Origin of the sequence: Cellulosimicrobium cellulans (genome assembly GCF_016907755.1) — a bacterium.
In the GTDB taxonomy this organism is placed as follows: domain Bacteria; phylum Actinomycetota; class Actinomycetes; order Actinomycetales; family Cellulomonadaceae; genus Cellulosimicrobium; species Cellulosimicrobium cellulans_D.
In genome coordinates this window covers 2,484,296-2,505,230 of sequence record NZ_JAFBCN010000001.1, presented here as the reverse complement: position 1 = coordinate 2,505,230, position 20,935 = coordinate 2,484,296, and the positions used below count along the sequence as shown (strand labels likewise).

At 75.1% G+C, this 20,935-nt stretch carries 21 protein-coding genes and 1 riboswitch; of the genes, 10 read left to right on the top strand and 11 right to left on the bottom strand.

The window, feature by feature from the left end; genetic code table 11:
• Nucleotides 1-407: 407 nt before the first annotated feature.
• A complete protein-coding gene (locus JOE63_RS10810; protein WP_374059025.1) occupies nt 408-2,213 on the bottom strand; it encodes a 2-isopropylmalate synthase in 1,806 nt (601 codons plus the stop codon).
• Nucleotides 2,214-2,393: 180 nt separating this feature from the next.
• Between JOE63_RS10810 and JOE63_RS10805 the strand changes: the two genes are divergently transcribed.
• The 4 genes from JOE63_RS10805 to JOE63_RS10790 are packed head-to-tail and all read left to right on the top strand — an operon-like array spanning nt 2,394 to nt 5,289.
• Nucleotides 2,394-3,104, top strand: coding sequence for a FadR/GntR family transcriptional regulator (locus tag JOE63_RS10805; RefSeq protein ID WP_087471848.1), 711 nt, complete (start codon nt 2,394-2,396; stop codon nt 3,102-3,104).
• Complete coding sequence (locus JOE63_RS10800; protein ID WP_204541273.1) at nt 3,101-3,982, top strand: ABC transporter ATP-binding protein; 882 nt, start codon at nt 3,101-3,103, stop codon at nt 3,980-3,982. The genes JOE63_RS10805 and JOE63_RS10800 overlap by 4 nt, the downstream gene beginning before the upstream one ends.
• 9 nt (nt 3,983-3,991) lie before the next feature.
• Nucleotides 3,992-5,011 (top strand): quinone oxidoreductase family protein, encoded by a 1,020-nt coding sequence (locus JOE63_RS10795; protein ID WP_204541269.1) that lies wholly within the window; start codon nt 3,992-3,994, stop codon nt 5,009-5,011.
• Nucleotides 5,008-5,289, top strand: coding sequence for a hypothetical protein (locus tag JOE63_RS10790; RefSeq protein ID WP_087471845.1), 282 nt, complete (start codon nt 5,008-5,010; stop codon nt 5,287-5,289). The genes JOE63_RS10795 and JOE63_RS10790 overlap by 4 nt, the downstream gene beginning before the upstream one ends.
• Nucleotides 5,290-5,324: 35 nt before the next feature.
• On the opposite strand, the gene thiD is transcribed toward JOE63_RS10790, so the two are convergent.
• The 10 genes from thiD to infC all read right to left on the bottom strand — a co-directional run bounded on the left by thiD (nt 5,325) and on the right by infC (nt 15,661).
• Nucleotides 5,325-6,290, bottom strand: a complete 966-nt coding sequence (gene thiD / locus JOE63_RS10785; protein ID WP_087471844.1) for a bifunctional hydroxymethylpyrimidine kinase/phosphomethylpyrimidine kinase — start codon at nt 6,288-6,290, stop codon at nt 5,325-5,327.
• Nucleotides 6,283-6,377, bottom strand: a riboswitch (TPP riboswitch). (Overlaps the previous gene by 8 nt.)
• A gap of 69 nt (nt 6,378-6,446) precedes the next feature.
• The gene (locus JOE63_RS10780; protein WP_087471843.1) at nt 6,447-7,121 is read right to left on the bottom strand and encodes a YceI family protein; all 675 of its coding nucleotides are present in this window, start codon (nt 7,119-7,121) and stop codon (nt 6,447-6,449) included.
• Between the two features lie 264 nt (nt 7,122-7,385).
• The gene (locus tag JOE63_RS10775) at nt 7,386-8,282 is read right to left on the bottom strand and encodes an SDR family oxidoreductase (RefSeq protein ID WP_244286128.1); all 897 of its coding nucleotides are present in this window, start codon (nt 8,280-8,282) and stop codon (nt 7,386-7,388) included.
• Complete coding sequence (pheT, locus tag JOE63_RS10770; protein WP_204541266.1) at nt 8,279-10,897, bottom strand: phenylalanine--tRNA ligase subunit beta; 2,619 nt, start codon at nt 10,895-10,897, stop codon at nt 8,279-8,281. The genes JOE63_RS10775 and pheT overlap by 4 nt, the downstream gene beginning before the upstream one ends.
• A complete protein-coding gene (gene pheS, locus JOE63_RS10765) occupies nt 10,897-12,021 on the bottom strand; it encodes a phenylalanine--tRNA ligase subunit alpha (protein ID WP_087471841.1) in 1,125 nt (374 codons plus the stop codon). The genes pheT and pheS overlap by 1 nt, the downstream gene beginning before the upstream one ends.
• A gap of 289 nt (nt 12,022-12,310) precedes the next feature.
• Complete coding sequence (thpR, locus tag JOE63_RS10760) at nt 12,311-12,976, bottom strand: RNA 2',3'-cyclic phosphodiesterase (protein WP_087471840.1); 666 nt, start codon at nt 12,974-12,976, stop codon at nt 12,311-12,313.
• Nucleotides 12,973-13,866: a TrmH family RNA methyltransferase gene (locus tag JOE63_RS10755; protein WP_087472918.1), complete on the bottom strand. Its 894-nt coding sequence runs from the start codon at nt 13,864-13,866 to the stop codon at nt 12,973-12,975. The genes thpR and JOE63_RS10755 overlap by 4 nt, the downstream gene beginning before the upstream one ends.
• Before the next feature lie 68 nt (nt 13,867-13,934).
• Nucleotides 13,935-14,321: a 50S ribosomal protein L20 gene (gene rplT, locus JOE63_RS10750; protein ID WP_024840664.1), complete on the bottom strand. Its 387-nt coding sequence runs from the start codon at nt 14,319-14,321 to the stop codon at nt 13,935-13,937.
• A gap of 67 nt (nt 14,322-14,388) precedes the next feature.
• Nucleotides 14,389-14,583, bottom strand: coding sequence for a 50S ribosomal protein L35 (gene rpmI / locus JOE63_RS10745; RefSeq protein ID WP_047233980.1), 195 nt, complete (start codon nt 14,581-14,583; stop codon nt 14,389-14,391).
• A 109-nt stretch (nt 14,584-14,692) separates the two neighbouring features.
• The gene (gene infC, locus JOE63_RS21425; protein WP_279627909.1) at nt 14,693-15,661 is read right to left on the bottom strand and encodes a translation initiation factor IF-3; all 969 of its coding nucleotides are present in this window, start codon (nt 15,659-15,661) and stop codon (nt 14,693-14,695) included.
• A 427-nt stretch (nt 15,662-16,088) separates the two neighbouring features.
• Between infC and JOE63_RS10735 the strand changes: the two genes are divergently transcribed.
• From JOE63_RS10735 to JOE63_RS10710, 6 genes are all read left to right on the top strand, one after another.
• Nucleotides 16,089-16,553 carry a Fur family transcriptional regulator gene (locus JOE63_RS10735; protein ID WP_087471838.1) on the top strand — a complete coding sequence of 155 codons (465 nt, stop codon included), beginning with the start codon at nt 16,089-16,091 and terminating at the stop codon, nt 16,551-16,553.
• Between the two features lie 114 nt (nt 16,554-16,667).
• On the top strand, nt 16,668-18,182 hold the full coding sequence (locus JOE63_RS10730; RefSeq protein WP_204541263.1) for a catalase: 1,515 nt from the start codon (nt 16,668-16,670) through the stop codon (nt 18,180-18,182).
• 149 nt (nt 18,183-18,331) lie between these two features.
• Nucleotides 18,332-18,703 carry a DUF1844 domain-containing protein gene (locus tag JOE63_RS10725; RefSeq protein WP_374059024.1) on the top strand — a complete coding sequence of 124 codons (372 nt, stop codon included), beginning with the start codon at nt 18,332-18,334 and terminating at the stop codon, nt 18,701-18,703.
• Between the two features lie 332 nt (nt 18,704-19,035).
• Nucleotides 19,036-19,518 carry a hypothetical protein gene (locus JOE63_RS10720; protein ID WP_264031549.1) on the top strand — a complete coding sequence of 161 codons (483 nt, stop codon included), beginning with the start codon at nt 19,036-19,038 and terminating at the stop codon, nt 19,516-19,518.
• A complete protein-coding gene (locus JOE63_RS10715) occupies nt 19,515-20,312 on the top strand; it encodes a S1C family serine protease (RefSeq protein WP_087471836.1) in 798 nt (265 codons plus the stop codon). Before JOE63_RS10720 ends, JOE63_RS10715 begins: the two co-directional genes overlap by 4 nt.
• Before the next feature lie 101 nt (nt 20,313-20,413).
• On the top strand, nt 20,414-20,929 hold the full coding sequence (locus JOE63_RS10710; RefSeq protein ID WP_157759619.1) for a hypothetical protein: 516 nt from the start codon (nt 20,414-20,416) through the stop codon (nt 20,927-20,929).
• Nucleotides 20,930-20,935 lie beyond the last annotated feature (6 nt).

Genomic DNA, 20,935 nt, shown 5'->3' with positions numbered 1-20,935 from the left:
TATGCAACGCGCGGGCCTATGGCCCCACCCACGGTACGCGTGGTCGGGCTCCGCGGTGGGGTCGGGTCTCCTGCCCGCCGGGTCGGGTCCGCGGTGGGGTCGGACCGTGTGCTTGGACTGGCGCACCGTCACCCTGGTCTGTCGGGCGGGGGTTCGAGGAGTGCGCCTCTGACGTCCTGCGCACACGGTCCGACCCCACCGCTCGTCCTGGCCGTCACCGCACGACCCGCAGCCCCGGTCCGGCGGTCACGCCCGGTCCGGGCGTAGGGACCGTCCTACCGCCCGCGTGGCGGGTGATCCCCGGCCGAGATGCGAGAAGTGGACCCTCGGAACCTCGTCCTCGGGGCCATTTCTCGCGTCTCGTCACCAGGTGTACGGCTCGAACGAGGGCCGCGGACCCGACGAGCTCAGGACGTCGCCGCGCAGACGGCGCGGACGCTCGCGCCGAGGACGGAGGTGTCGCGACCCACGGTCCAGCGCGGGGCGCCGTCGGGGCCGCGGTGCTCGAGGTAGGTGATCGCGGTCGCGTCGCTGCCGGTGCCGACGGACTGCTGGGCGAGCGAGAGGATCTTGACCGGACGGCCGAGTCGGGTCAGCGCGTCGACGAGGGCGTCGACCACGCCGGCCCCCGTCCCGGAGATGCCGATGCGCTCGCCGTCGACCGTGCCCTGGAGGTCGAGGCGCTCGGTCCCGTCGCCGGCGCGGCGGCTCGTCCAGGAGACCGGCTCGACGACGCCGGGCCGGGCATAGGCCGCGTCGAACAGCGTGAGGAGCGCGTCGGGCGTCACCTCGGCGCCGGTGGCGTCGGCGTGCGCCTGGACGCGGCGCGCGAGGTCGACCTGGAGGCCGCGAGGCAGGTCGAGGCCGTGCACGGAGTGCAGCACGTACGCGACGCCGCCCTTGCCGGACTGGCTGTTCACGCGGACGAGGGCCTCGTACGACCGCCCGAGGTCGGCGGGGTCGACCGGCAGGTAGGGCACGCGCCACGGCGCCGCCGCCGGGTCGAGGCCCGACGCCGCGGCGTCGGCCCGGTGGCGTTCCATGCCCTTGCGGATCGCGTCCTGGTGCGTGCCGGAGTAGGCGGTGTGGACCAGCTCGCCCACATAGGGGTGGCGCGGGTGCACGTCGATCCGGTTGCACGCGACGACGACGTCGCGGATCCCGTCGAGGTCGGAGAAGTCGACCATCGGGTCGACGCCCTGCGCGTGCAGGTTGAGGCCGAGGGTCACGAGGTCGACGTTCCCGGTGCGCTCGCCGTTGCCGAAGAGGCAACCCTCGACGCGCTGCGCCCCGGCGAGGACGGCGAGCTCGGCGCACGCGACGCCGGTCCCGCGGTCGTTGTGCGGGTGCACGGAGAGGATCACGGATTCGCGCCGCGCGAGGTGGCGGTCCATGTACTCGATCTGGTCGGCGTAGACGTTGGGCGTCGCGACCTCGACCGTGGCGGGCAGGTTGAGGATCACGGGGCGTTCGGGCGTCGCGTCCCACAGCGTCGTCATGCGGTCGCACACGTCGAGCACGTAGTCGGGCTCGGTGAGGTTGAACACCTCGGGCGAGAACTCGAAGCGGACGCGCGGGTCGTCGCCGGCGTGGCGCAGCACGTCGGTCCCGGCGTCCGTGACGAGACGCGCGAGGTCCTCGCGGTCGCGGCCGAGGACGACGTCGCGCCAGACGGGCGCGGTCGCGGTGTACACGTGGACGACGACGGGGTTGCGCAGCCCACGCACGGCCTCGAACGTGCGCGCGATGAGGTCCGACCGCGCCGCCGTGAACACGACGACCGTGACGTGCTCGGGCGCGAGGTCGGTCTCGGCGAGCAGGCGCACGAAGTCGAAGTCGGTCTGCGACGCCGACGGGTAGCCCACCTCGATCTCGGTGTAGCCCATGGCGACGAGCAGCTCGAAGAAGCGGCGCTTGCGCGCTGGGTCCATCGGCTCCGCGAGCGCCTGGTTGCCGTCGCGCAGGTCGACCGGGACCCACAGCGGGGCCTGGGTGAGGCGGCGCGAGGGCCAGCGGCGGTCGGGGAGCTCCGGCACGTCGACCCGGGCGTGGACGTCGGCATACCGGAACGAGGGCATGCGCGAGGGGCGCTGGCGGTTCCAGGCGGGTGCGGACGTGGCCGCGCCTCCGTCGGCCGGGAGGCCGGTCGTGGGATCGGACGAGCTCTCGGTCGAGGCGTCGGGAGTGCATGCAGCGGTGGCGGGAGCGGTCATGGTCTGTCCTTCGGGTCGCGCCCCGCGAGGGCGGGACGGGGGGCGACCGGCGCGACGGTTCCCCACGGCGGGGAGCCGGTCCGGTCAGACCCCGCCGTGGCGCCGAAGGAGGAGCGCCGTCCAGGACATGCCGGGTACGCTAGCGCGCGACAAGTCCTCAGACAACCTGAGAGGTTTCCCATGACCGCGCTGCACCGCCGCCCCCTGGCGGACCAGGCGGCCGAGCTCCTGCTCGACCGCGTGCGCTCCGGCGTCTGGCCCCTCGACCACCGGCTGCCCGGCGAGCAGACGCTCGCGACCGAGCTCGGCGTCGGGCGCTCGACCGTCCGCGAGGCGATCCGCCAGCTCGCGGGGCGCGGCGTGCTCGACAGCCGGCAGGGGTCGGGCGTGTACGTCGTGTCGACCGACACCGCGGACGACTGGGACGAGGTGCTGCGCCGCGGGGAGATCGTCGACGTGCTGGAGGTGCGCGCCGCGCTCGAGGCGGAGGCCGCAGGCCTCGCCGCCACACGCCGCACCCCCGCCGACCTCCGGGCGATGACGACGGCGCTCGCGCGTCGCGGGCAGGTCCCGGCGACGTCGTCGGCCGCCGAGTACGTGGACGCGGACCTCGTCTTCCACCGGGCCGTCGTCGACGCCGCGCACAACGCGGTGCTCGGCGAGCTGTTCGCGACCTTCGTCCCGCGCCTGCGTCGCGCGATGGTCGCGATGGTCGACCTCGACCGCGCGGGCGAGGCGCACCGGCACGACCAGGACGCGCACGAGGCGATCCTCGACGCGGTGCGCGACCGTGACGCCGTCCGCGCGTCCGCGGCGGCGCGCGAGCACCTCGCCGCCGTCCACGCGAAGGTCGCCGGGCGCGACCCCGGCGCGACGGGCGGCGAGCGGTGAGCGCCGAGGTCCTGTCCCTGCGCGGCGTCGACCTGGTGCGGGAGGGGCGGGCGATCCTCGACGGCGTCGACCTCGTCGTCCGGGCGGGCGAGCACTGGGCGCTGCTCGGACCGAACGGGGCGGGCAAGAGCACGATCCTCGGGCTCTGCGGGGCGCGCCGCCACCCGACCCGGGGCACGGTCCACGTGCTCGGCGAGCGCCTGGGCCGCGTGGACATCCAGACGTTGCACCGCCGCATCGGCCACGTCGACCCGCGTCACGACCTGCGCTCGCCGCTGACCGTGCTCGAGGTGACCCTGACCGGCCTCACGGGGACCGTCGACTGGCGCCCGCGCTGGCAGCCGACCCCGGACGAGGTCGGCCTCGCTCGGGGCCTCGTCGCCGACCTCGGTCTTGCCCACCGCGCGCACGACCCCTGGCCGACGCTCTCCCAGGGCGAGCGCGGGCGAGCGCTCGTGGCACGCGCCCTCCTGCCCGATCCCGCCCTCCTGCTGCTCGACGAACCGTCCACCGGGCTCGACGTCGCCGCGCGCGAGCAGCTCCTCGAGACGCTCGACGCCGTGCGCGCGACCCGGCCGCGCGTCGCCTCGGTGCTGGTGACGCACCACCTCGAGGAGCTGCCGACCACGACGAGCCACGCGCTCCTGCTCGCGCACGGCCGCGTCGTCGTCGTCGGAGCCGCGGAGGACGTGCTCGTCACGGAGAACGTCACGCGCTGCTTCGACCACCCGGTGCACGTCGAGCGCCGGTTCGGGCGCTGGCACGCGACGGCCGGGCACACCCGCCCGCCCCGGCTGCTCGGCGACGATCCCGGCGGCGCCGCGGCGGTGCCGTCCACCGTCGTGGTCGGGGGGACCGGGGGCGCCGCCCGACCCTAGGCTGGGGCCATGCACGCGATCGTGGCCCGCGAGGCGGGCGGCCCCGACGTCCTGGAGTACACCGAGCTGCCCGACCCCTCGCCGGGTCCCGGGCAGCTCCTCGTCCGGTCCGCCGTGGCGGGCGTGAACTTCATCGACACGTACAAGCGCTCCGGCGTGTACGCGATGGAGTACCCGCACGTCGTGGGCAGCGAGGGGGCGGGCGTCGTCGCCGGGCTGGGCGGGGGCGTCGAAAGCTTCGCCGTCGGCGACCGCGTCGTGTGGACCGAGGCGCCGGGGTCGTACGCGGACCTCGTCGTCGTGGACGCGGCACAGGCGTTGCACGTCCCCGACGCCGTGTCGCTCGAGGACGCGACCGCCGTCGCGCTCCAGGGCCTCACCGCGCACTACCTGTGCACGTCGTCGTACCCGGTCCGCCCGGGCGACCGCGTGCTCGTGCACGCGGGCGCGGGCGGTGTCGGGCTGCTCCTGACCCAGATGCTCGTGGCGCGGGGCGCGCACGTCGTCTCGACGGTGTCGACGCCCGAGAAGGCGGAGCTGTCCCGCGGCGCGGGTGCCGAGCACGCGATCCAGTACACGGCGTTCGCGGACCTCACCGCCGAGCTGCCCGAGGTCGTGCGCGGGCTCACGGGCGGCGAGGGCGTCGCGGCGGTGTACGACTCGGTGGGCAAGGACACCTTCGACGCGTCGCTCGCGTCGCTGCGCCGCCGGGGCACGCTCGTGCTCTACGGCGGCTCCTCCGGCCAGGTCCCGCCGTTCGACCCGCAGCGGCTCAACGCGGGCGGGTCGCTCTTCCTCACGCGCCCCAAGCTCGCCGACCACACGGCGACGCGCGCCGAGCTCGTCGAGCGCGCGACGGAGGTGCTCGGTGCGGTCGCGGGCGGCACGCTGCACGTGCGCGTCGGTGCCACGTTCCCGCTCGCCGACGCCGCCGACGCCCACCGGGCTCTGGAGGGCCGCGCGACCACGGGCAAGGTCCTGCTCGTCCCCGACGCAGCGGCGCAGGCCACGGGCTCGGGCACCGCGTGAGCTGGGACTGGGTGCCCGCGCGGCCGGGCGAGGAGGACGGGTCCGACGGCGGCCCCTCCCCCGCCCTGCGCCGCGCCGTGACCGTCCTCGCCGTCCTGCTCACCGCGGCGTTCGCCGTGTACTGGGTGACCGTCGGGCTGCGCCAGCAGGCGGACGCGTGCGTCGCCGACCGTCCCGCGGGCGTCGCGGCGCAGGACGTCGTGACGACCTGGCGCTGGTGGCCGCCCGGCTACGAGTGCGGCTACGCGACGGCCGTGGAGGACGTGGCGCGCGCCTGACCCGACGCGCCGGAGGCCCTCACGCGGGCAGAGGATCAGCGCGGCAGGACGGGCGACGCGGCGTGCAGGTGGTCGACCGGGCCCCGGCCCGTCCCGACCCTCAGCGCGGCGCCCGACCGCAGGGCGCCCGTGAGCCACACCTTCGCGTCGCGCGCGGCCTCCTCCCAGCCCTCGCGCTGCGGGCGCAGGGCCGCGAGCGCCGCGGAGAGCGAGCAACCCGTGCCGTGGGTGTGCGGGGTGTCGACGCGTGGCGCGTCGAACGTGGTGACCGCGGGTGACGCGCCGGGGACCGCGGCCGGCGCGACGAGCGCGTCCGGCGACGTCTCCCCGGTGAGATGGCCGCCCTTGAGCAGCACGACGGCACCGCTCGTCGCCGCGTACGACGCGGCCTGGGCCAGCGCGTCGTCCCAGGTCGTCGCGACGTCGTGACCCGCGAGGACGGCCAGCTCGGGCAGGTTGGGGGTGACGACGTCGGCCCGGGCCGCGAGGTCGCGCACCGCCTGCTCCGCGCCCGCGTCGAGCAGCCGGTGGCCCGACGTGGCGACCATGACGGGGTCGAGGACGACCCAGGCCCGTGGGAGCCCGGCGTCGGTCCGCGCGGCCGCGAGCGCGTCGAGCCAGGCTCCGATCTCGCGGGCGTTGGCCTCGTCGGCCACCATGCCGATCTTCACGGCGTCGATCTCGACGTCGTCGGACACGGCGTCGAGCTGCTCGCGCAGGAACGCCGGGCCGGGGACGTGCACGGACCGCACGCCGTGCGTGTTCTGCGCGACGAGCGCCGTCGTGACGGCCATGCCATACGCGCCGTGCGCGGCGAAGGACTTGAGGTCCGCCTGGATGCCCGCGCCCCCGGTCGGGTCGGTCCCGGCGATCGACAGGACGCGCGGCCGCGAGGGCCTCGGGCCGGGGACGCCGTCCGCACCAGGCGTGCGGCCGGCCGCGGGCAGAGGGGTGCTGTCGTGCCGGGGTGCGGGGTCGTGCGGGGGCAGGGCGAGCGTCATCGCCGGACATCCCTTCGCTGGTACGAGCCAGAGCAGGTTCGACGGGTCTCATCTCAGCCCCGTGTCGGGGCACCCCGTGTCGCTCGCCATGCTACGTCCCGCGCTCCGGACGACCTCCCCCGGTCTCATGGGGACCGGCGGGCGCGACGCACCGCGTCAGGCCTGGTGGATCGCCTCCCCCGCGATCTCGAGGCCGATCTTCTTGCCGACGAGGAACCCGCCGGTCTCGAGCAGCACGTTCCAGACGAGGCCGAAGCTCTCGCGGTCGATCTCGGCCGCTGCGTGGAAACCGAAGATGTCACGACCGTAGGGGTCGCGGCGCGCGCCCCCGTACTGCATCGACAGCACGGTCCGGTGCGTGACGCCTCGGACGGTGAGCAGCCCCTCGACGAGGAACCGCCCGGCCTGCGCCGTCCGGGGCTGCACCCGCTCCGGCGCGAGCTCGGCACGCTCGGGCGAGCGGTTCCGCAGCCGCGCCCACGCGAGGATCTGGTCCTGCTGCTCGCCCTGCCACGTGACCGACGTGCTGCGGAACTCGATCGTCGGGTAGGCGTCGACGTCGAGGAAGTCGGGGCTGCGCAGGTGCGCGTCGCGCTCCTCGTGGTGCGTCGTGAGGCTCGCGGTCTCGATGGTCGCGGAAACGGCGGACGCGAGCGGGTCCTCGCCGACCAGGATCGTCGCGCGCGCCCGGGTGAACTCGCCCCGGACGGGCGACACCATCATGTGCATCCCGGTGAAACCGATGCGCTTGTGCGCCTCGTCCAGGGCGTAGGTCCCGGCCTCGGGAACGGTGAGGCCGTTCCACTGCCGGACAGGGCGTGCCGTCGTCATCCGTCGCTCCCAGGCGTCGTCGAGCCGCGACGTCGGTGTCCGCCCGGTACTTGGTCAGGTGTCCAGGACAGCATCCCCGATGAGTACGTGAAGTTTCAACCAGATGCCGGGTGATCTCCCCCCGCGCGCTGCCCGCGGCCCGTCGGAGGCGTCGCCCACGGACGCACGAGCGCCGCCCGACCGGAGAGGTCGGGCGGCGCTGGGTGCTGGGAGCCCGGCGGGTCCGCGACGCGACGGGTGGTCACGTCCGGCGCCGACGGGACGTCACCGGGCCGGGAGCTCTCCCGGCATCGGGTCGTCCGCACCCCAGCGCGTGACGCGCAGGCGCCGCGCGTCGGGGCCGGGCAGGGCGTGCCCACGGCCCAGGGCATCCTCGGCCGCGGCGCGCAACGACTCCGGGGAGTCGTGCGTCACGCGCACGAACGCGCCGGAGAACGCGTCGAGCTCGCCGCGCGCGATCGCGACGACCATCTCGACCGTGCGCTCCACCGGGGTCCACTCGGTGCGGCCCTCGTGCATGACCATCGACGCCGTCATGTCGGTCTGCACGACCCCCGGCGAGACCTCGAAGGTGCGCAGCCCGCGCGCGAACCCGGACCGGTGCAGGTTCGCGCCGAGCCGCAGGAGCGCCGTCTTGCTGGCGTTGTACGCGCTCGCACCGTCCATGTCGTGCGAGCCCGCGCCGCTGTTGAGGTCGACGACCCGGCCACCCCCGCGCGCGAGCATCCCCGGGACGACGGCGCGCGCGAGGAGGAACGGTCCGCGCACGTTGGTCTCGACGATCGCCCACCACTCGTCGGGGTCCGCCTCCCAGAGCGGTACCTCGGCGTCCACGCGACCCGCGTTGTTGACGAGCAGGTCGACGCTCCCGAGGGCGTCCTGCGCGTCCCCGACCGCCGCCGCGACCGCCGCGGCGTCCGTGACGTCCGCCGTGACCACGACCGCGCGCCCCGCACCGCTGTCGGTCAGGGCGCCGATCTCGTCCGCCACGCCCGCGAGCCGGTCGGCGTCGCGCGCGAGGAGCGCGACGTCGAGACCGGCCGCGGCGAGGCCGACCGCGATCGCGCGGCCGATGCCGCGCGACGCACCGGTGACGAGCGCCGTCCGGGCGGGCGCGACGGTGCCCGCCGCGCCCACCAGGCCCGTCTCGCCCGCGCTCACGCCCGCAGCTCCGCGCCCACGCGCTCGCGCGCAGCCGTCACGGCACCCTCGCGGACGCGCGCGACGTCGTCCGCCGTCAGCGTGCGGTCCGCGGCGCGCAGTCGCAGCGAGAACGCCAGCGACTTGCGCCCGGCGCCGACCTGCTCGCCGGTGAAGACGTCGAACAGCGCGACGTCCTCGACCAGGTCCCCGGCACCGTCGACGATCGCGTCGCGCAGCGCCTGCGCGGTCACGCCGGCGTCCACCACGAACGCGAGGTCCTCCTTGGCGGCCGGGAAGCCCGAGACGGGCGTCGCCTGCACGGGCTCGTCCGACGAGGCGGCGACGAGCGCGGACAGGTCGACCTCGAACGCCACCGTGCGCGCGGGCAGGCCGAGGTTCTCGAGCACCTTGGGGTGCAGCTCGCCCGCGTACCCGACCACGGTCCCGTCCGCGAGCTCCAGGCGCGCGCAGCGGCCCGGGTGGAACGGGGCGCGCGCCGTGTCGGCCACGACGGACACGTCGGCGCCCACGTGGAGGCCGGCACGTTCCACCACGAGGCGGGCCGCCGCGAGCGCGTCGGTCCAGTCCGCGGCACGGCCCGCTCCCCACCAGCCGGCGCGCACGCGGCGGCCGACGAGGACGCCCGCGACGTGACGCGGCTGCGCCGGGAGCGACGCGTCGATCGCGGCGAGCTCGTCGTCGGACGGCCGGACACCGCCCGGCAGCGCGGGCGCCGCGGGCGCTCCCGCCCGCGGGTGCGTCACGAGGCCCACCTCGAACAGCGCGACGTCGCCCAGCCCGCGCCCGACGTTGCGGCGCGCCGTCTCGAGCAGCGTGCTCAGGAGGTCCGTGCGCATCAGCGGCCGGTCGTCGGCGAGCGGGTTGAGCAGGCGCAGCGCCCGACGGCGCTCGTCGTCCGCGGGCAGGCGCAGCGCGTCCAGCTCCGCGTCCCCGACGAACGGGTAGCTCAGCGTCTCGACGAACCCGTCCTCCGCGAGCGCCCGGGCGACCGACCGGCGCACGCGCTGCTCGCGCGTGAGCCCGCGACCACCGGGAGCGGCGGGCAGCAGGGACGGGATCTCGTCGTAGCCGACGAGACGCGCGACCTCCTCCACGAGCTCGGCGGGCTCCGTGAGGTCGGGCCGCCACGACGGCGGCGTCACCACGAGCACACCCGTGGCGTCCACGTCGTCCGCCTCGACCGTGCACCCGATCGCGCCGAGCGTCCCGACGACCTGCTCCAGCGTGTAGGGCACCCCGACGAGGCGCGCGGCCTCGCCCACGGGGAGCCGGATCGCGGTGGGCGCGGCGACGCGGTCGAGGTCGCTCACGGCCGGGTCCGCGGTCCCGCCGCCGAGCTCGACGAGGAGGTCGACCACGCGCTGCGCCGCGACCGCGGGCAGCAGCGGGTCGACGCCGCGCTCGAACCGCTTCGCCGCCTCGCTCGACAGCTTGTGGCGGCGCGACGTGCGCGCGACCGTCACCGGGTCGAAGTGCGCGGCCTCGACGAGCACGGCCGTCGTCGTCGGGCCGACCTCCGAGGAGGCACCGCCCATGACGCCCGCGAGCCCGAGCACGCGCGACGCGCGCGCACCCTCGGGGCTGTCCGTGATGAGCAGGTCCTCGGGGTCGAGCGCCCGGTCCACGTCGTCGAGGGTCACCAGACGCTCGCCCGGCGCGGCGCGGCGCACGACGATCGGCGCCGCGACCTGCTCGAGGTCGTACGCGTGCAGCGGCTGGCCCAGGTCGAGCATGACGTAGTTCGTCACGTCGACCGCGAGCGAGATCGGCCGCATGCCCGACGCCGTGAGCCGGCGCTGCATCCACGCGGGGGTCTGCGCCGCGGGGTCGATCCCCCGCACGACGCGCGTGACGAACCGGTCGCACCCGACGACGCCGTGGACCGGCGCCGCGTCGTCCACCTCGACGGGGAAGCCGTCGGGCGTCGCGGCGGGCGGCGGGGTCGGCAGCGAGCCCGGCAGGCCGGGGTCGGTGAAGCGCGCGCCCGTCGAGTGCGAGAACTCGCGCGCGACGCCGCGGTAGGAGAACGCGTACCCGCGGTCGGGCGTCACGTTGATCTCGAGGACCTCGTCACCGAGCCCGAGCAGCGCGACGGCGTCCTGGCCCGGGGCCAGGTCCTCCACCGCGTACCCGAGCCGCGGCAGCACGATGATGCCGTCGTGGTCCTCGCCGAGCCCGAGCTCGCGCTGCGAGCAGATCATGCCGTCGGACACGTGCCCGTACGTCTTGCGGCTCGCGATGGCGAACGGCCCGGGCAGGACGGAGCCCGGCAGCGCGACGACGACGAGGTCGCCCGGCGCGAAGTTGTGCGCGCCGCACACGATGCCGCGCGCGCCGGCCGGCACGTCGGCGGGGTCGACGCCCTTGATCTCGGCGACGTTGTGCTCCGGGCCGACGTCGACCAGGCACCAGTTGATCGTCTTGCCGTTCTTCTGCGGCTCGGGCGTCATCTCCAGGACGCGCCCGACGACGAGGGGACCCGTCACGGCAGCACCGTGGATCGCCTCCTCCTCCAGGCCGACACGGACGAGGTCGGCGGCGAGCCGCTCGGCGGTGAGCCCCTCGGGCAGCTCGACGTGGTCGCCCAGCCAGTCGATGGCGACGTAGGGCATCAGATCTCCGTTCCGAACTGGGCGGAGAAGCGCACGTCGCCCTCCACCATGTCGTGCATGTCCGCGATCCCGTGGCGCAGCATGAGCGTGCGCTCGATGCCCATGCCGAACGCGAAGCCCGAGTACACGTCGGGGTCGACCCCGACGGACCGCAGCACGTTCGGGTTGACCATGCCGCAGCCGCCCCACTCGATCCAGCCGGGCCCGCCCTTCTTCTGCGGGAACCACAGGTCCATCTCGGCGCTCGGCTCGGTGAACGGGAAGTAGCTCGGGCGCAGGCGCGTGCGCGCCTCGGGGCCGAACATGGCGCGCGCGAACGCGTCGAGCGTCCCCAGCAGGTTCGCCATGGTCAGGCCCTCGTCGATCGCCAGACCCTCGACCTGGTGGAAGACGGGCGTGTGCGTGGCGTCGAGCGCGTCGGTGCGGAACGTCTTGCCCGGGCACGCGACGTACAGCGGCACGCCGCGCTCCAGGAGCGAACGCGCCTGCACGGGTGACGTGTGCGTGCGCAGCACGAGGTTCGACGGCGCCGCAGCACCCTCGGGGCCGCCCGTTCCGGCCACGTAGAACGTGTCCTGCATCTGCCGCGCCGGGTGGTCGACGCCGAAGTTCAGCGCGTCGAAGTTGAACCACTCGGCCTCGACCTCGGGCCCCTCGGCGATCTCCCAGCCGAGTCCGACGAAGAAGTCGGCCACGCGCTCCTGGAGCGTCTCCAGCGGGTGCCGCGCGCCCGAGGGCACGCGGTCGACCGGGAGCGTGACGTCCACGGCCTCCTCGACGAGCACGCGCTCGTCGCGCTCGGCCTCGAGCTCGGCCTGGCGCGCGGCCAGCGCCTGGTTCACGCGGCCGCGCAGCGGGCCGAGGAGCTTGCCCGCGGTCTTCTTGTCCGCCGGCGCGAGCGAGCCGATCTGGCGGTTCGCGAGCGCGAGCGCGCTGCGGTCGCCCGTGTGCTCGGTGCGCACGAGCTTCAGCGCGTCGAGGTCGCCGGCCCCGGCGATCGCGGCGAGGGCGGCGTCGAGCGCGCGCTGGAGCGCGTCGGCGTCGAGCGGGGAGAGAGCGGTCGGGGTGTCCGGGCCGCCGTCCCCCGTGACGGGGGTGACGACGTCGGCGTCAGGGCTGGACATGCGTGCCTTCCTGGCGAGGGCGGGACTGCGGGAGCGGGCGACGGCCCGGGCAGGTATCTGCTCAGGGGTCGTCCCGCGGGGCGCGGCGCACGGGGCGCGCGCGTGCGCGCGCTCGTGCGCGCGTCGCCGTCATTCTAGGGCGCCCGTCCGGCCCCGGTCCGTCCCGCCGCAGGCGGGAGGGGTGCACGCGTCAGTCGCGCGGGCCCGTGACGGGCCCGGGAAATCGACGACCACCGTGCTTGCTCATGACAGCCATGATGGCACAGGCGCTCGCGCACCGGTCGTGCGCTCAGACGTCGCCGGAGAGCGGCAGTGCCTCGAACGTGCGGTAGACGCGACGGCCGGACGCGTCCCCCGGCAGGTCGCCGGACGCGGACTCGACGAGGTGGAGCTCGCTCGCGGTCCAGTCGGGCCCCGCGTAGACGGAGAGCGCCGCGGCGGGCCCGGCGAGCGGGTCGCCTGCCGTGCGCGCGTCTGCGTGGCCCCCAGGGGCGCGACCCCCGGGGCGCGCACGACGGCGGGCCTGGCGGGCACCTGCGGCCGCGCGCGCCACGGTCAGGTGGGCACGCTGCCGCGGACGCCGGTCGACGCGGACGCCGGCGTCCCCGGCCGCCTCCGCGACGGCCGCGCTGAGGTCGCGGAGCGCGTCCGCGTCGGCGCCCCCGACGCCGACCCACAGCACCCGCCGGTCGAAGACGCCCGCACCGCGCAGCCGCAGGGACAGCGGCGCGGCCTCGCCCGCGACCGGGCCGAGCGCGGCCGCGAGGTCGGGGACCGACCCGTCCGGCACGTCCCCGAAGAACGAGACCGTGACGTGCCACAGCTCGGGCGGGGTCCACCGCACGAGCGGGGCGCCGTCCGGGCGACGCGACTCCTGGGCGCTCGCGCCCGACAGCGCGAGCGCGAGATGGTCGAGCGCCGCGGCGCTCGGGTAGAGCGCGGCGAACAGGCTCACGCGTGCTCGTCCGAGGCCGCCGGGCGCCGGGCGGGCCGGTGCGCCCGGCTCGAGGCGTAGAGGCACACCGTCGCAGCCGTCGCGAGGTTCAGGGACTCCGCCCGACCGCGGATCGGTACGCGCACGACGGCGTCGGCCAGCGCCCGGTCCTCCGCAGGCAGGCCCCAGGCCTCGTTCCCGAAGACCCAGGCCGTGGGCGCGGCGAGGTCGACGCGGCGTGTCGTGCCGGCGCCGGTCCCTGCGTCCGAGGTGCCCGCCACGTCGAGCAGGTCGTCCAGGTCCAGGTCCCCCGCGCCGTCGGCCGCCAGGACCGTGAGCCCGGCGCCCCGCAGCGCAGCCAGGGCGTCCGCCAGGCTCACGCCCGTCACCACGGGCACGTGGAACAGCGATCCGGCCGTCGACCGCACGACCTTGGGGTTGTGCACGTCCACGCTCTCGCCCGCGAGCACGACCGCGTCCGCGCCCGCCGCGTCGGCGGCCCGGATCACCGTCCCCGCGTTCCCGGGGTCGCGGACCGTCGCGAGCACCGCGACGAGGGCGGGCCGCTCCCTCCCGGGGGTCGCCAGCATGCTGACGACGTCCGAGAGCGTCCGCTCCTGCGTGCGGACGACGGCGAGCACGCCCTGCGCGTCGGCGCTCATCGCGGTCAGCACCTCGGCGGTCGCGACATGGACGTGCAACCCCGCCGCGCGGGCGTCCCCGACGATCTCCGGATACCGCTCGCCTGCCGTCGGCGTCACGTAGACGTCACGCACCCGGTCGGGCGCGAGCCGCACGGCCTCGCGCACGCCCTGGGGGCCCTCCACGAGGAGCTGTCCGTGCCGCGAACGCGCCGGACGCCCGGCCAGCGCACGGACCGCCTTGACCCGGTCGCTGCGAGGGTTCGTCAGCGTGAGGTCGAGCGGACCGGGCGCCGACCGGGCGTCCGGGGCCGACGTGCGGCCAGGTGAGGTGCCGGTCAGGCTGCGGCCTTCGGCGCGTTGACGTCCTCGGGGAGCGCGTCCTTCGCGACCTGGACCAGCGCGTTGAACGCGGCCACGTCGTTGACCGCGAGCTCGGCGAGCAGGCGACGGTCGACCTCGACACCCGCGGCCTTGAGGCCCTGGATGAGGCGGTTGTACGTCAGGCCCTGCGCGCGCGACGCCGCGTTGATGCGCTGGATCCACAGCTTGCGGAAGTCGCCCTTGCGCGCCTTGCGGTCACGGTAGGAGTAGACGAGGGAGTGGGTGACCTGCTCCTTCGCCTTGCGGTAGAGGCGCGAGCGCTGGCCGCGGTAGCCGCTGGCGCGCTCGAGGGTCGTACGGCGCTTCTTCTGGGCGTTGACCGCCCGCTTCACGCGTGCCACGTGATGCTCCTTGCAGTTCGGGGCTCAGGGGTGAGCCGGTCGGTGGCGGGTCCCGCCACCTGCCGGGTCACTTGCCGAGCAGCTTCTTGATGGTCTTGACGTCGGCGGGCGAGACCACCTGGTCCTGGGCGAGGCGGCGCTTGCGCTTGGTGGCCTTGTGCTCGAGCAGGTGTCGAGCGTTGGCCTGCTCGCGCATGACCTTGCCGGTACCCGTGATGCGGAAGCGCTTCTTGGCACCCGAGTGCGTCTTGTTCTTCGGCATGACTGCCGTCTCTCCTTGTGTCCGGTCAGCCGCCTCGCGGCGGCCGACGTGTTCGGGTCCTGGCCGGTGGGCCCGGACCCCGAGCAGGGTCGGTCTGTGCTGCCGGCCGTCAGCCGGCCTTGCCTCGCGGTGCCGGCTTGGGCGCCGGGCGCGGGGCGCTCGGCTTGGGCGCGGCAGGCTTGGGGGCCGCCGGCTTGGCGCCGGTGGCCGGCGCGGACGGAGCCGCCGGTGCCGGACGGGGCGCGGCGGGCTTCGAGTCCGCGGCCGGTCGGGCAGCAGCGGGACGCGGTGCCGTGGCCGGACGCGGCGCGGGTGCCGATCGCGGAGCAGCAGGAGCCTTCGGCGCGGCCGCCGCCCTGGGGGCGGGAGCGGCCTTCGGGGCGGGGGCGGCCTTCGGCGCGGGCGCCTCCTCCACCGGAGCCTCGACGGACTCGACGTCCTCGGCCGGAGCCGGAGCAGCCTCGACCGCAGGGGCCTCGGTGGTCTCGGAGACCTCGGGAACGTCGAGTTCCTCGACCTCGGTCTCGTCGCCGGTCCGCGCCGCGGCGCGCTGGGCGGACTTCGTCAGGCGGGGCTCGGCCTCCTGCGCCCGCTTGCGCTGCTCGCTCTTGGCGTCGGCCTTCTTCTTCACCGGGCCGAGCACCATGGTCATGTTGCGGCCGTCCTGCTTCGGCATGGACTCCACGAAGCCGAGCTCCGCGACGTCCTCCGCGAGGCGCTGGAGGAGACGCACGCCCATCTCCGGGCGGGACTGCTCGCGGCCACGGAACATGATCATGACCTTGACCTTGTCGCCGGCGGCGAGGAAGCGCTCGACGTGGCCCTTCTTGGTGCCGTAGTCGTGCGGGTCGATCTTCAGGCGGAAGCGGATCTCCTTGAGGACCGTGTTCGCCTGGTTGCGCCGCGCCTCACGCGCCTTCATGTCGGACTCGTACTTGAACTTGCCGAAGTCCATGAGCTTGGCGACGGGGGGCCGGGCGTCCGGGGCGACCTCGACGAGGTCGAGGTCCGCGTCCTGGGCAAGGCTCAGGGCAACCTCGGTGCGGACGACGCCGACCTGCTCCCCGCCGGGACCGATGAGTCGGACCTCGGGGACGCGGATCCGATCGTTGATGCGAGGCTCGCTGATGTGATGCTCCTAGGAAGTCGTCGGTAGACCGCCCGGGACGAAGAAGGCCTCCGTCCCTGAGCGCAGGGCGGAGGCCATCAGGTCGGGCCGTCGCACGGGGCGACGACCACGTCGGAGCGGCTCCCGAGGGAGCCGTCCCGGACCAGGACCCGGCCTCTGTCGCGACGTTCGTCGACGGTCGAGACCCGGGTGGGATGAGATCCACTTGCGCACTCGCGCACCACCCGTCGCCCGGAAGCGGACGAGGAGACGCGCACGAGTCGGTCAGCCATCAAGAATAGCAGACGCGAGCAGGGCCTCCGTCCCCGGCGGGAGCCAGAGTCCGGATCTCCTCCATCATTGGAACTCTTCCAGTTTACGTGGTTAGAGTGGTGCCATGACGACAGGAGCGACGCCCGCCGCGGGGACGACCCTCGAGGACGGGCCACGGCGCGCCCGCCACGAGGGCGAGCTGCGCGAGCACGGCCTGCGCGTCACCGCGGCCCGCCTCGCCGTGCTCGACGCGGTCGAGGTGCACCAGCACGCCGACGCCGACGACGTGCTGCGGGCGGCCCGCGCGTCGCTCGGCTCCGTCTCGGTCCAGGCGGTCTACGACGTCCTGCACACGCTCACCGACAAGGGCCTGGTCCGCCGGATCGAGCCCGCGGGCCACCCGGCGCGCTACGAGCGCCGCCTCGGCGACAACCACCACCACGTCGTGTGCCGGGGCTGCGGCGCCGTCGCCGACGTGGACTGCACGGTCGGCCACGCGCCCTGCCTGACCCCCAGCAGCACGTCGGGGTTCCAGATCGACACCGCCGAGGTGACGTTCTGGGGCCTCTGCCCCGACTGCGCGGACTGACCACCCCCGACCCGCTCTCGGGCCTCGCGCACCCGGAGAGCGCCCGTTTTCTCACGAAGATCCTGGTATGAGAACGCCACACGGGCCGCGACCGCGGCCCACGGAAGGAGACCCATGACCGCCCCCTTCACCACCACGAACGCCGGCGCGCCCGTCGCCTCGGACGCCCACGCCCAGACCGTCGGCGCCGACGGGCCGATCGTCCTGCACGACCACTACCTCGTCGAGAAGCTCGCCCAGTTCAACCGGGAGCGCGTGCCCGAGCGCGTCGTGCACGCCAAGGGTGGCGGGGCGTTCGGCACGTTCACCGTGACGAACGACGTGAGCGCCTTCACGCGCGCGGCCCTCTTCCAGCCCGGCACGACGACCGAGATGCTCGCGCGCTTCTCCTCCGTCGCCGGCGAGCAGGGCTCCCCCGACACGTGGCGCGACCCGCGCGGCTTCGCGCTGAAGTTCTACACGACCGAGGGCAACTACGACCTCGTCGGCAACAACACGCCCGTGTTCTTCCTGCGCGACGGCATCAAGTTCCCCGACTTCATCCGTTCGCAGAAGCGCCTGCCCGGCTCGAACCTGCGCGACAACGACATGCAGTGGGACTTCTGGAGCCTGTCCCCCGAGTCGGCGCACCAGGTGACCTGGCTCATGGGCGACCGCGGCCTGCCGTCGAGCTGGCGCCACATGGACGGGTTCGGCTCGCACACGTACCAGTGGATCAACGCGGCCGGCGAGCGGTTCTGGGTCAAGTACCACTTCAAGACCGCGCAGGGCATCGACAACCTCTCGGCCGACGAGGCGTCGCAGCTCGCCGGGTCGGACTCCGACCACCACATCCGCGACCTGTACGACCACATCGACGCGGGCGACTTCCCGCGCTGGACGCTCTCGGTCCAGGTCATGCCGTACGAGGACGCGAAGACCTACCGGTTCAACCCGTTCGACCTGACCAAGGTGTGGCCGCACGCGGACTACCCGCTGGTGGAGGTGGGCGTGATGGAGCTCAACCGCAACCCGGAGAACTACTTCGCCCAGATCGAGCAGGCGACGTTCGCACCGAGCAACTTCGTCCCCGGCATCGCGACGAGCCCGGACAAGATGCTGCTCGCGCGCATCTTCTCCTACGCCGACGCGCACCGGTACCGCGTGGGCACGAACCACGCCCAGCTCCCCGTGAACGCTCCCCACGCGGCGGCCGAGGGCGGGCACTCGTACGCGAAGGACGGCGCGATGCGCTACTCCTTCTCCTCCGCGACCACGCCCGTCTACGCGCCCAACAGCCAGGGCGGCGCGCACGCCGACCCGGCGCGCGCCGCCGAGTCGGCGGGATGGGAGGCCGACGGCGAGCTCACGCGCTCCGCCGCGACGCTGCACCCGGAGGACGACGACTTCGGGCAGGCGGGCACGCTCTACCGCGAGGTGTTCGACGACGCGGCGCGCGACCGCTTCCTCGCGACGATCACGGGGCACGTCGGCGCCGTCCGCAGCGACGACATCCGCGAGCGCGCGATCGCGTACTGGACGAACGTCGACGCGGCCCTCGGGGGCGCGCTGCGCGTCGCGCTCGCCGCCACCGGCGCGCCCGTCGAGGGCGGCCAGCCCGGCACCGCGGCGGAGCCGGTCCGCGCCTGACCCCGTCGTGGCCGCCCTGCGGGGCGGTCGCACCAACGCCGGCCGTCGCCCCTCGCCAGGGGGCGGCGGCCGACGTCGTCCCCAGGAGCGGCCGGCGCCGGCCGCGCTCCCGCGCCCGGGGGCCTCCTCCCCCGCCGTCGGATGGAAAGATGGTCGCCATGAGTACCGAGAACGCCGCCGTGCCCGACCCTGCCACCGACGCGGTGCGCGACATCGCCGACGTCGCCGCCGTGGAGGTCATCACGTCCGCGGCCGTCCACCTCATGAGCGCCGCGGCCGTCAAGTGCGGGCTCGCCGAGGACGCGCAGGAGCAGGGCCACCTCGACCTCGACGAGGCGCGCAAGCTCATCAACGCGCTCGCCGCGCTCGTCACGGCGAGCGCTCCCGACATCGGCAACCAGCACGCCCGCTCGCTCCGCGACGGGCTGCGCTCGCTCCAGCTCGCGTTCCGCGAGGCGTCGGTCTACCCCGACGCCCCGGGCGAGGGCCCGGGCGAGAAGTACACGGGCGCCGTGAGTTGAGCACTCCCCCGGTGCCGCCGCCGCACGGGACGTCCCACCTGCCGCCGCAGGGTCCGCCACCGTCGGCGGCCCGGCCGGAGAGCGTCCCGCGGGGAACGACGCCGCCCCCCGTCCCGGGCGCACCGTCGTCGGCCGGTGGGCTGCCTTCGTTCACCCCGGCCTCCGCGGCCCCCCGCGGCACGGCCCCCGGCACGTCGCCTGTCGTCGGCGCGGGCACGGTCCCGGCGGCCACCGTCCCCCGGGGAGTCGGCGCACCGGGACCGGACGGAGCGCCGCCCGCCGCCGGGGAGGCGTCGGCGCCGCCGCGCCGCCGCCGCGCCGTGGTGGCGATCGTGGTGCTGTCCCTCCTCCTCGCGGCCGCGCTCGGGGTGGGCGCCTACCTGTGGGTCACCACGACGCGGTGGCAGGAGTCGAGCGCGGACTGGGAGGGCGAGGCTCGCGGCCTCGGCGAGGACGTCGCCCGGCTCCAGACCGAGCTCGACGGTGCGAACGCGGAGCTCGAGTCCGCGCGCACTCAGCTCACCGCCGCGCAGGACCGCATCAGCGACCTCGCCAACGAGAAGGCGCAGCTCGGCGACGAGAACGAGGCGTCCCAGCAGTACCTCGACTACCAGAGCCGGGTCTCCGAGGCGGCGGGCAAGGTCGCCGCCGCGCTCGGTCAGTGCACGACGGCGCAGACCCAGCTCATCGGCTACCTCAACAACCGGGACGCGTACGACCCCGCGGACCTGGAGCGCTTCGCCGACCAGGTGGACCTGCTGTGCCAGGAGGCCACGGACGCGAACGCGCAGCTCCAGCAGGAGCTCGCGGGATGACGCGCCGCAGCACCGCGCCGGCCGCAGCGACCGTCGCCAGGGCCGCCGTCGGGCGCGTCGTCGGGCGCGTCGTCGGGTCGCTCGTCTCGGTCTTCCTGCTCGCCGGCTCGCTCGCGGCGTGCGGCGTGCTGCCCGAGCTCCCCGAGCCCGTGCCGGACACGGTCGTGCCGTCGCTCGTCGCCCCCGACGACCCCGCGGGGTCCGAGAACCTCTCGGCGGACGGCTTCGACGCCGTCCGCCGCATGGCCGTGCGCATCCGCAACGTGCGCTGCGACGGGCTCTCGACCGGCTCGGGGTTCGCCGTCGACTCCCGGACGCTCATCACCAACAAGCACGTGGTCGACTCGTCGCGCTCGCTGCAGCTCCTCACCTACGACGGCCGCGACATCGCCGCGCAGACCGCGAGCGTGGCCGGTCTCGCGGACCTCGCGATCGTCCGGACGTCGGAGGACCTCCCGTCGGCCCCGACCCTCGCGGCGGCCGACCCGGCGCCGGGCGACCCGGTGACGGTCGTGGGCTACCCCGAGGGCGGCCGGCTCACGGTGACCCAGGGCTCCGTGATCGGGACGACGACGGACCCCTTGCACGAGAACCTCGGGGAGGTGCTCGTCACGGACGCCCCGGTCGAGCCCGGGAGCTCCGGCTCCGCCGCGCTCAACGACGCCGGCGAGGTGATCGGCGTCGTCTACGCGAAGACGTCGACCGACAAGTCGCTGCTCGTCCCGGTGAGCACGCTCCAGACGATGCTCGGCGACGAGTCGGCGTTCACGGCCCTCCCGGAGTGCGACGCCTGACCACTCCTGCAGGGAGCCCGTCGGGACGGTGCGGCGGCCCGGCACGACCCGCCGCACCGCACCCCGCGCGCACCCGGGACCGCAGGTCTACCCTTCCTGCCATGAGCACACACGCGAGCTCGGACACGTCCCCGGTCGACCCGGCGCACATCACCCACGCAGCACGCGACACGCTCACCGTGCGTCGCGTCTTCGGAGAGTCCTACGAGCGCGACGGCACGCTCGTCATCCCCGTCGCCACCGTCTGGGGCGGCACCGGCTCGGGCTGGGGCTCCGGCGCGGGAGAGCTGTCCGGCAAGGGGGCTGCCGACTGGCGTCGCCGCATCGGGGCCGCGCCCGCGGAGAGCGAGGAGGCCGCGACACCGAGCACGGGCGCGTCGTCCGACCCCGGGTCCGGCAACGCCGGCGGCGAGGCGGGCGGCGAGGGCTCGGGAGGCGGGGGCGGCTTCGGGGTCCGTGTCGTCGCCAAGGGCGTCTACGTCGTCGACGACGCGGGCGTGCGCTGGCAGCCCGCGCTCGACCTCAACCGCGTGATCCTCGGCGGGCAGGCTCTCGGCGCCGTCGTCGCGTTCTCGGCCGCGCTCGCGTGGGGCCTGAGCCGCCTGCGTCGTCGCTGACCCGCG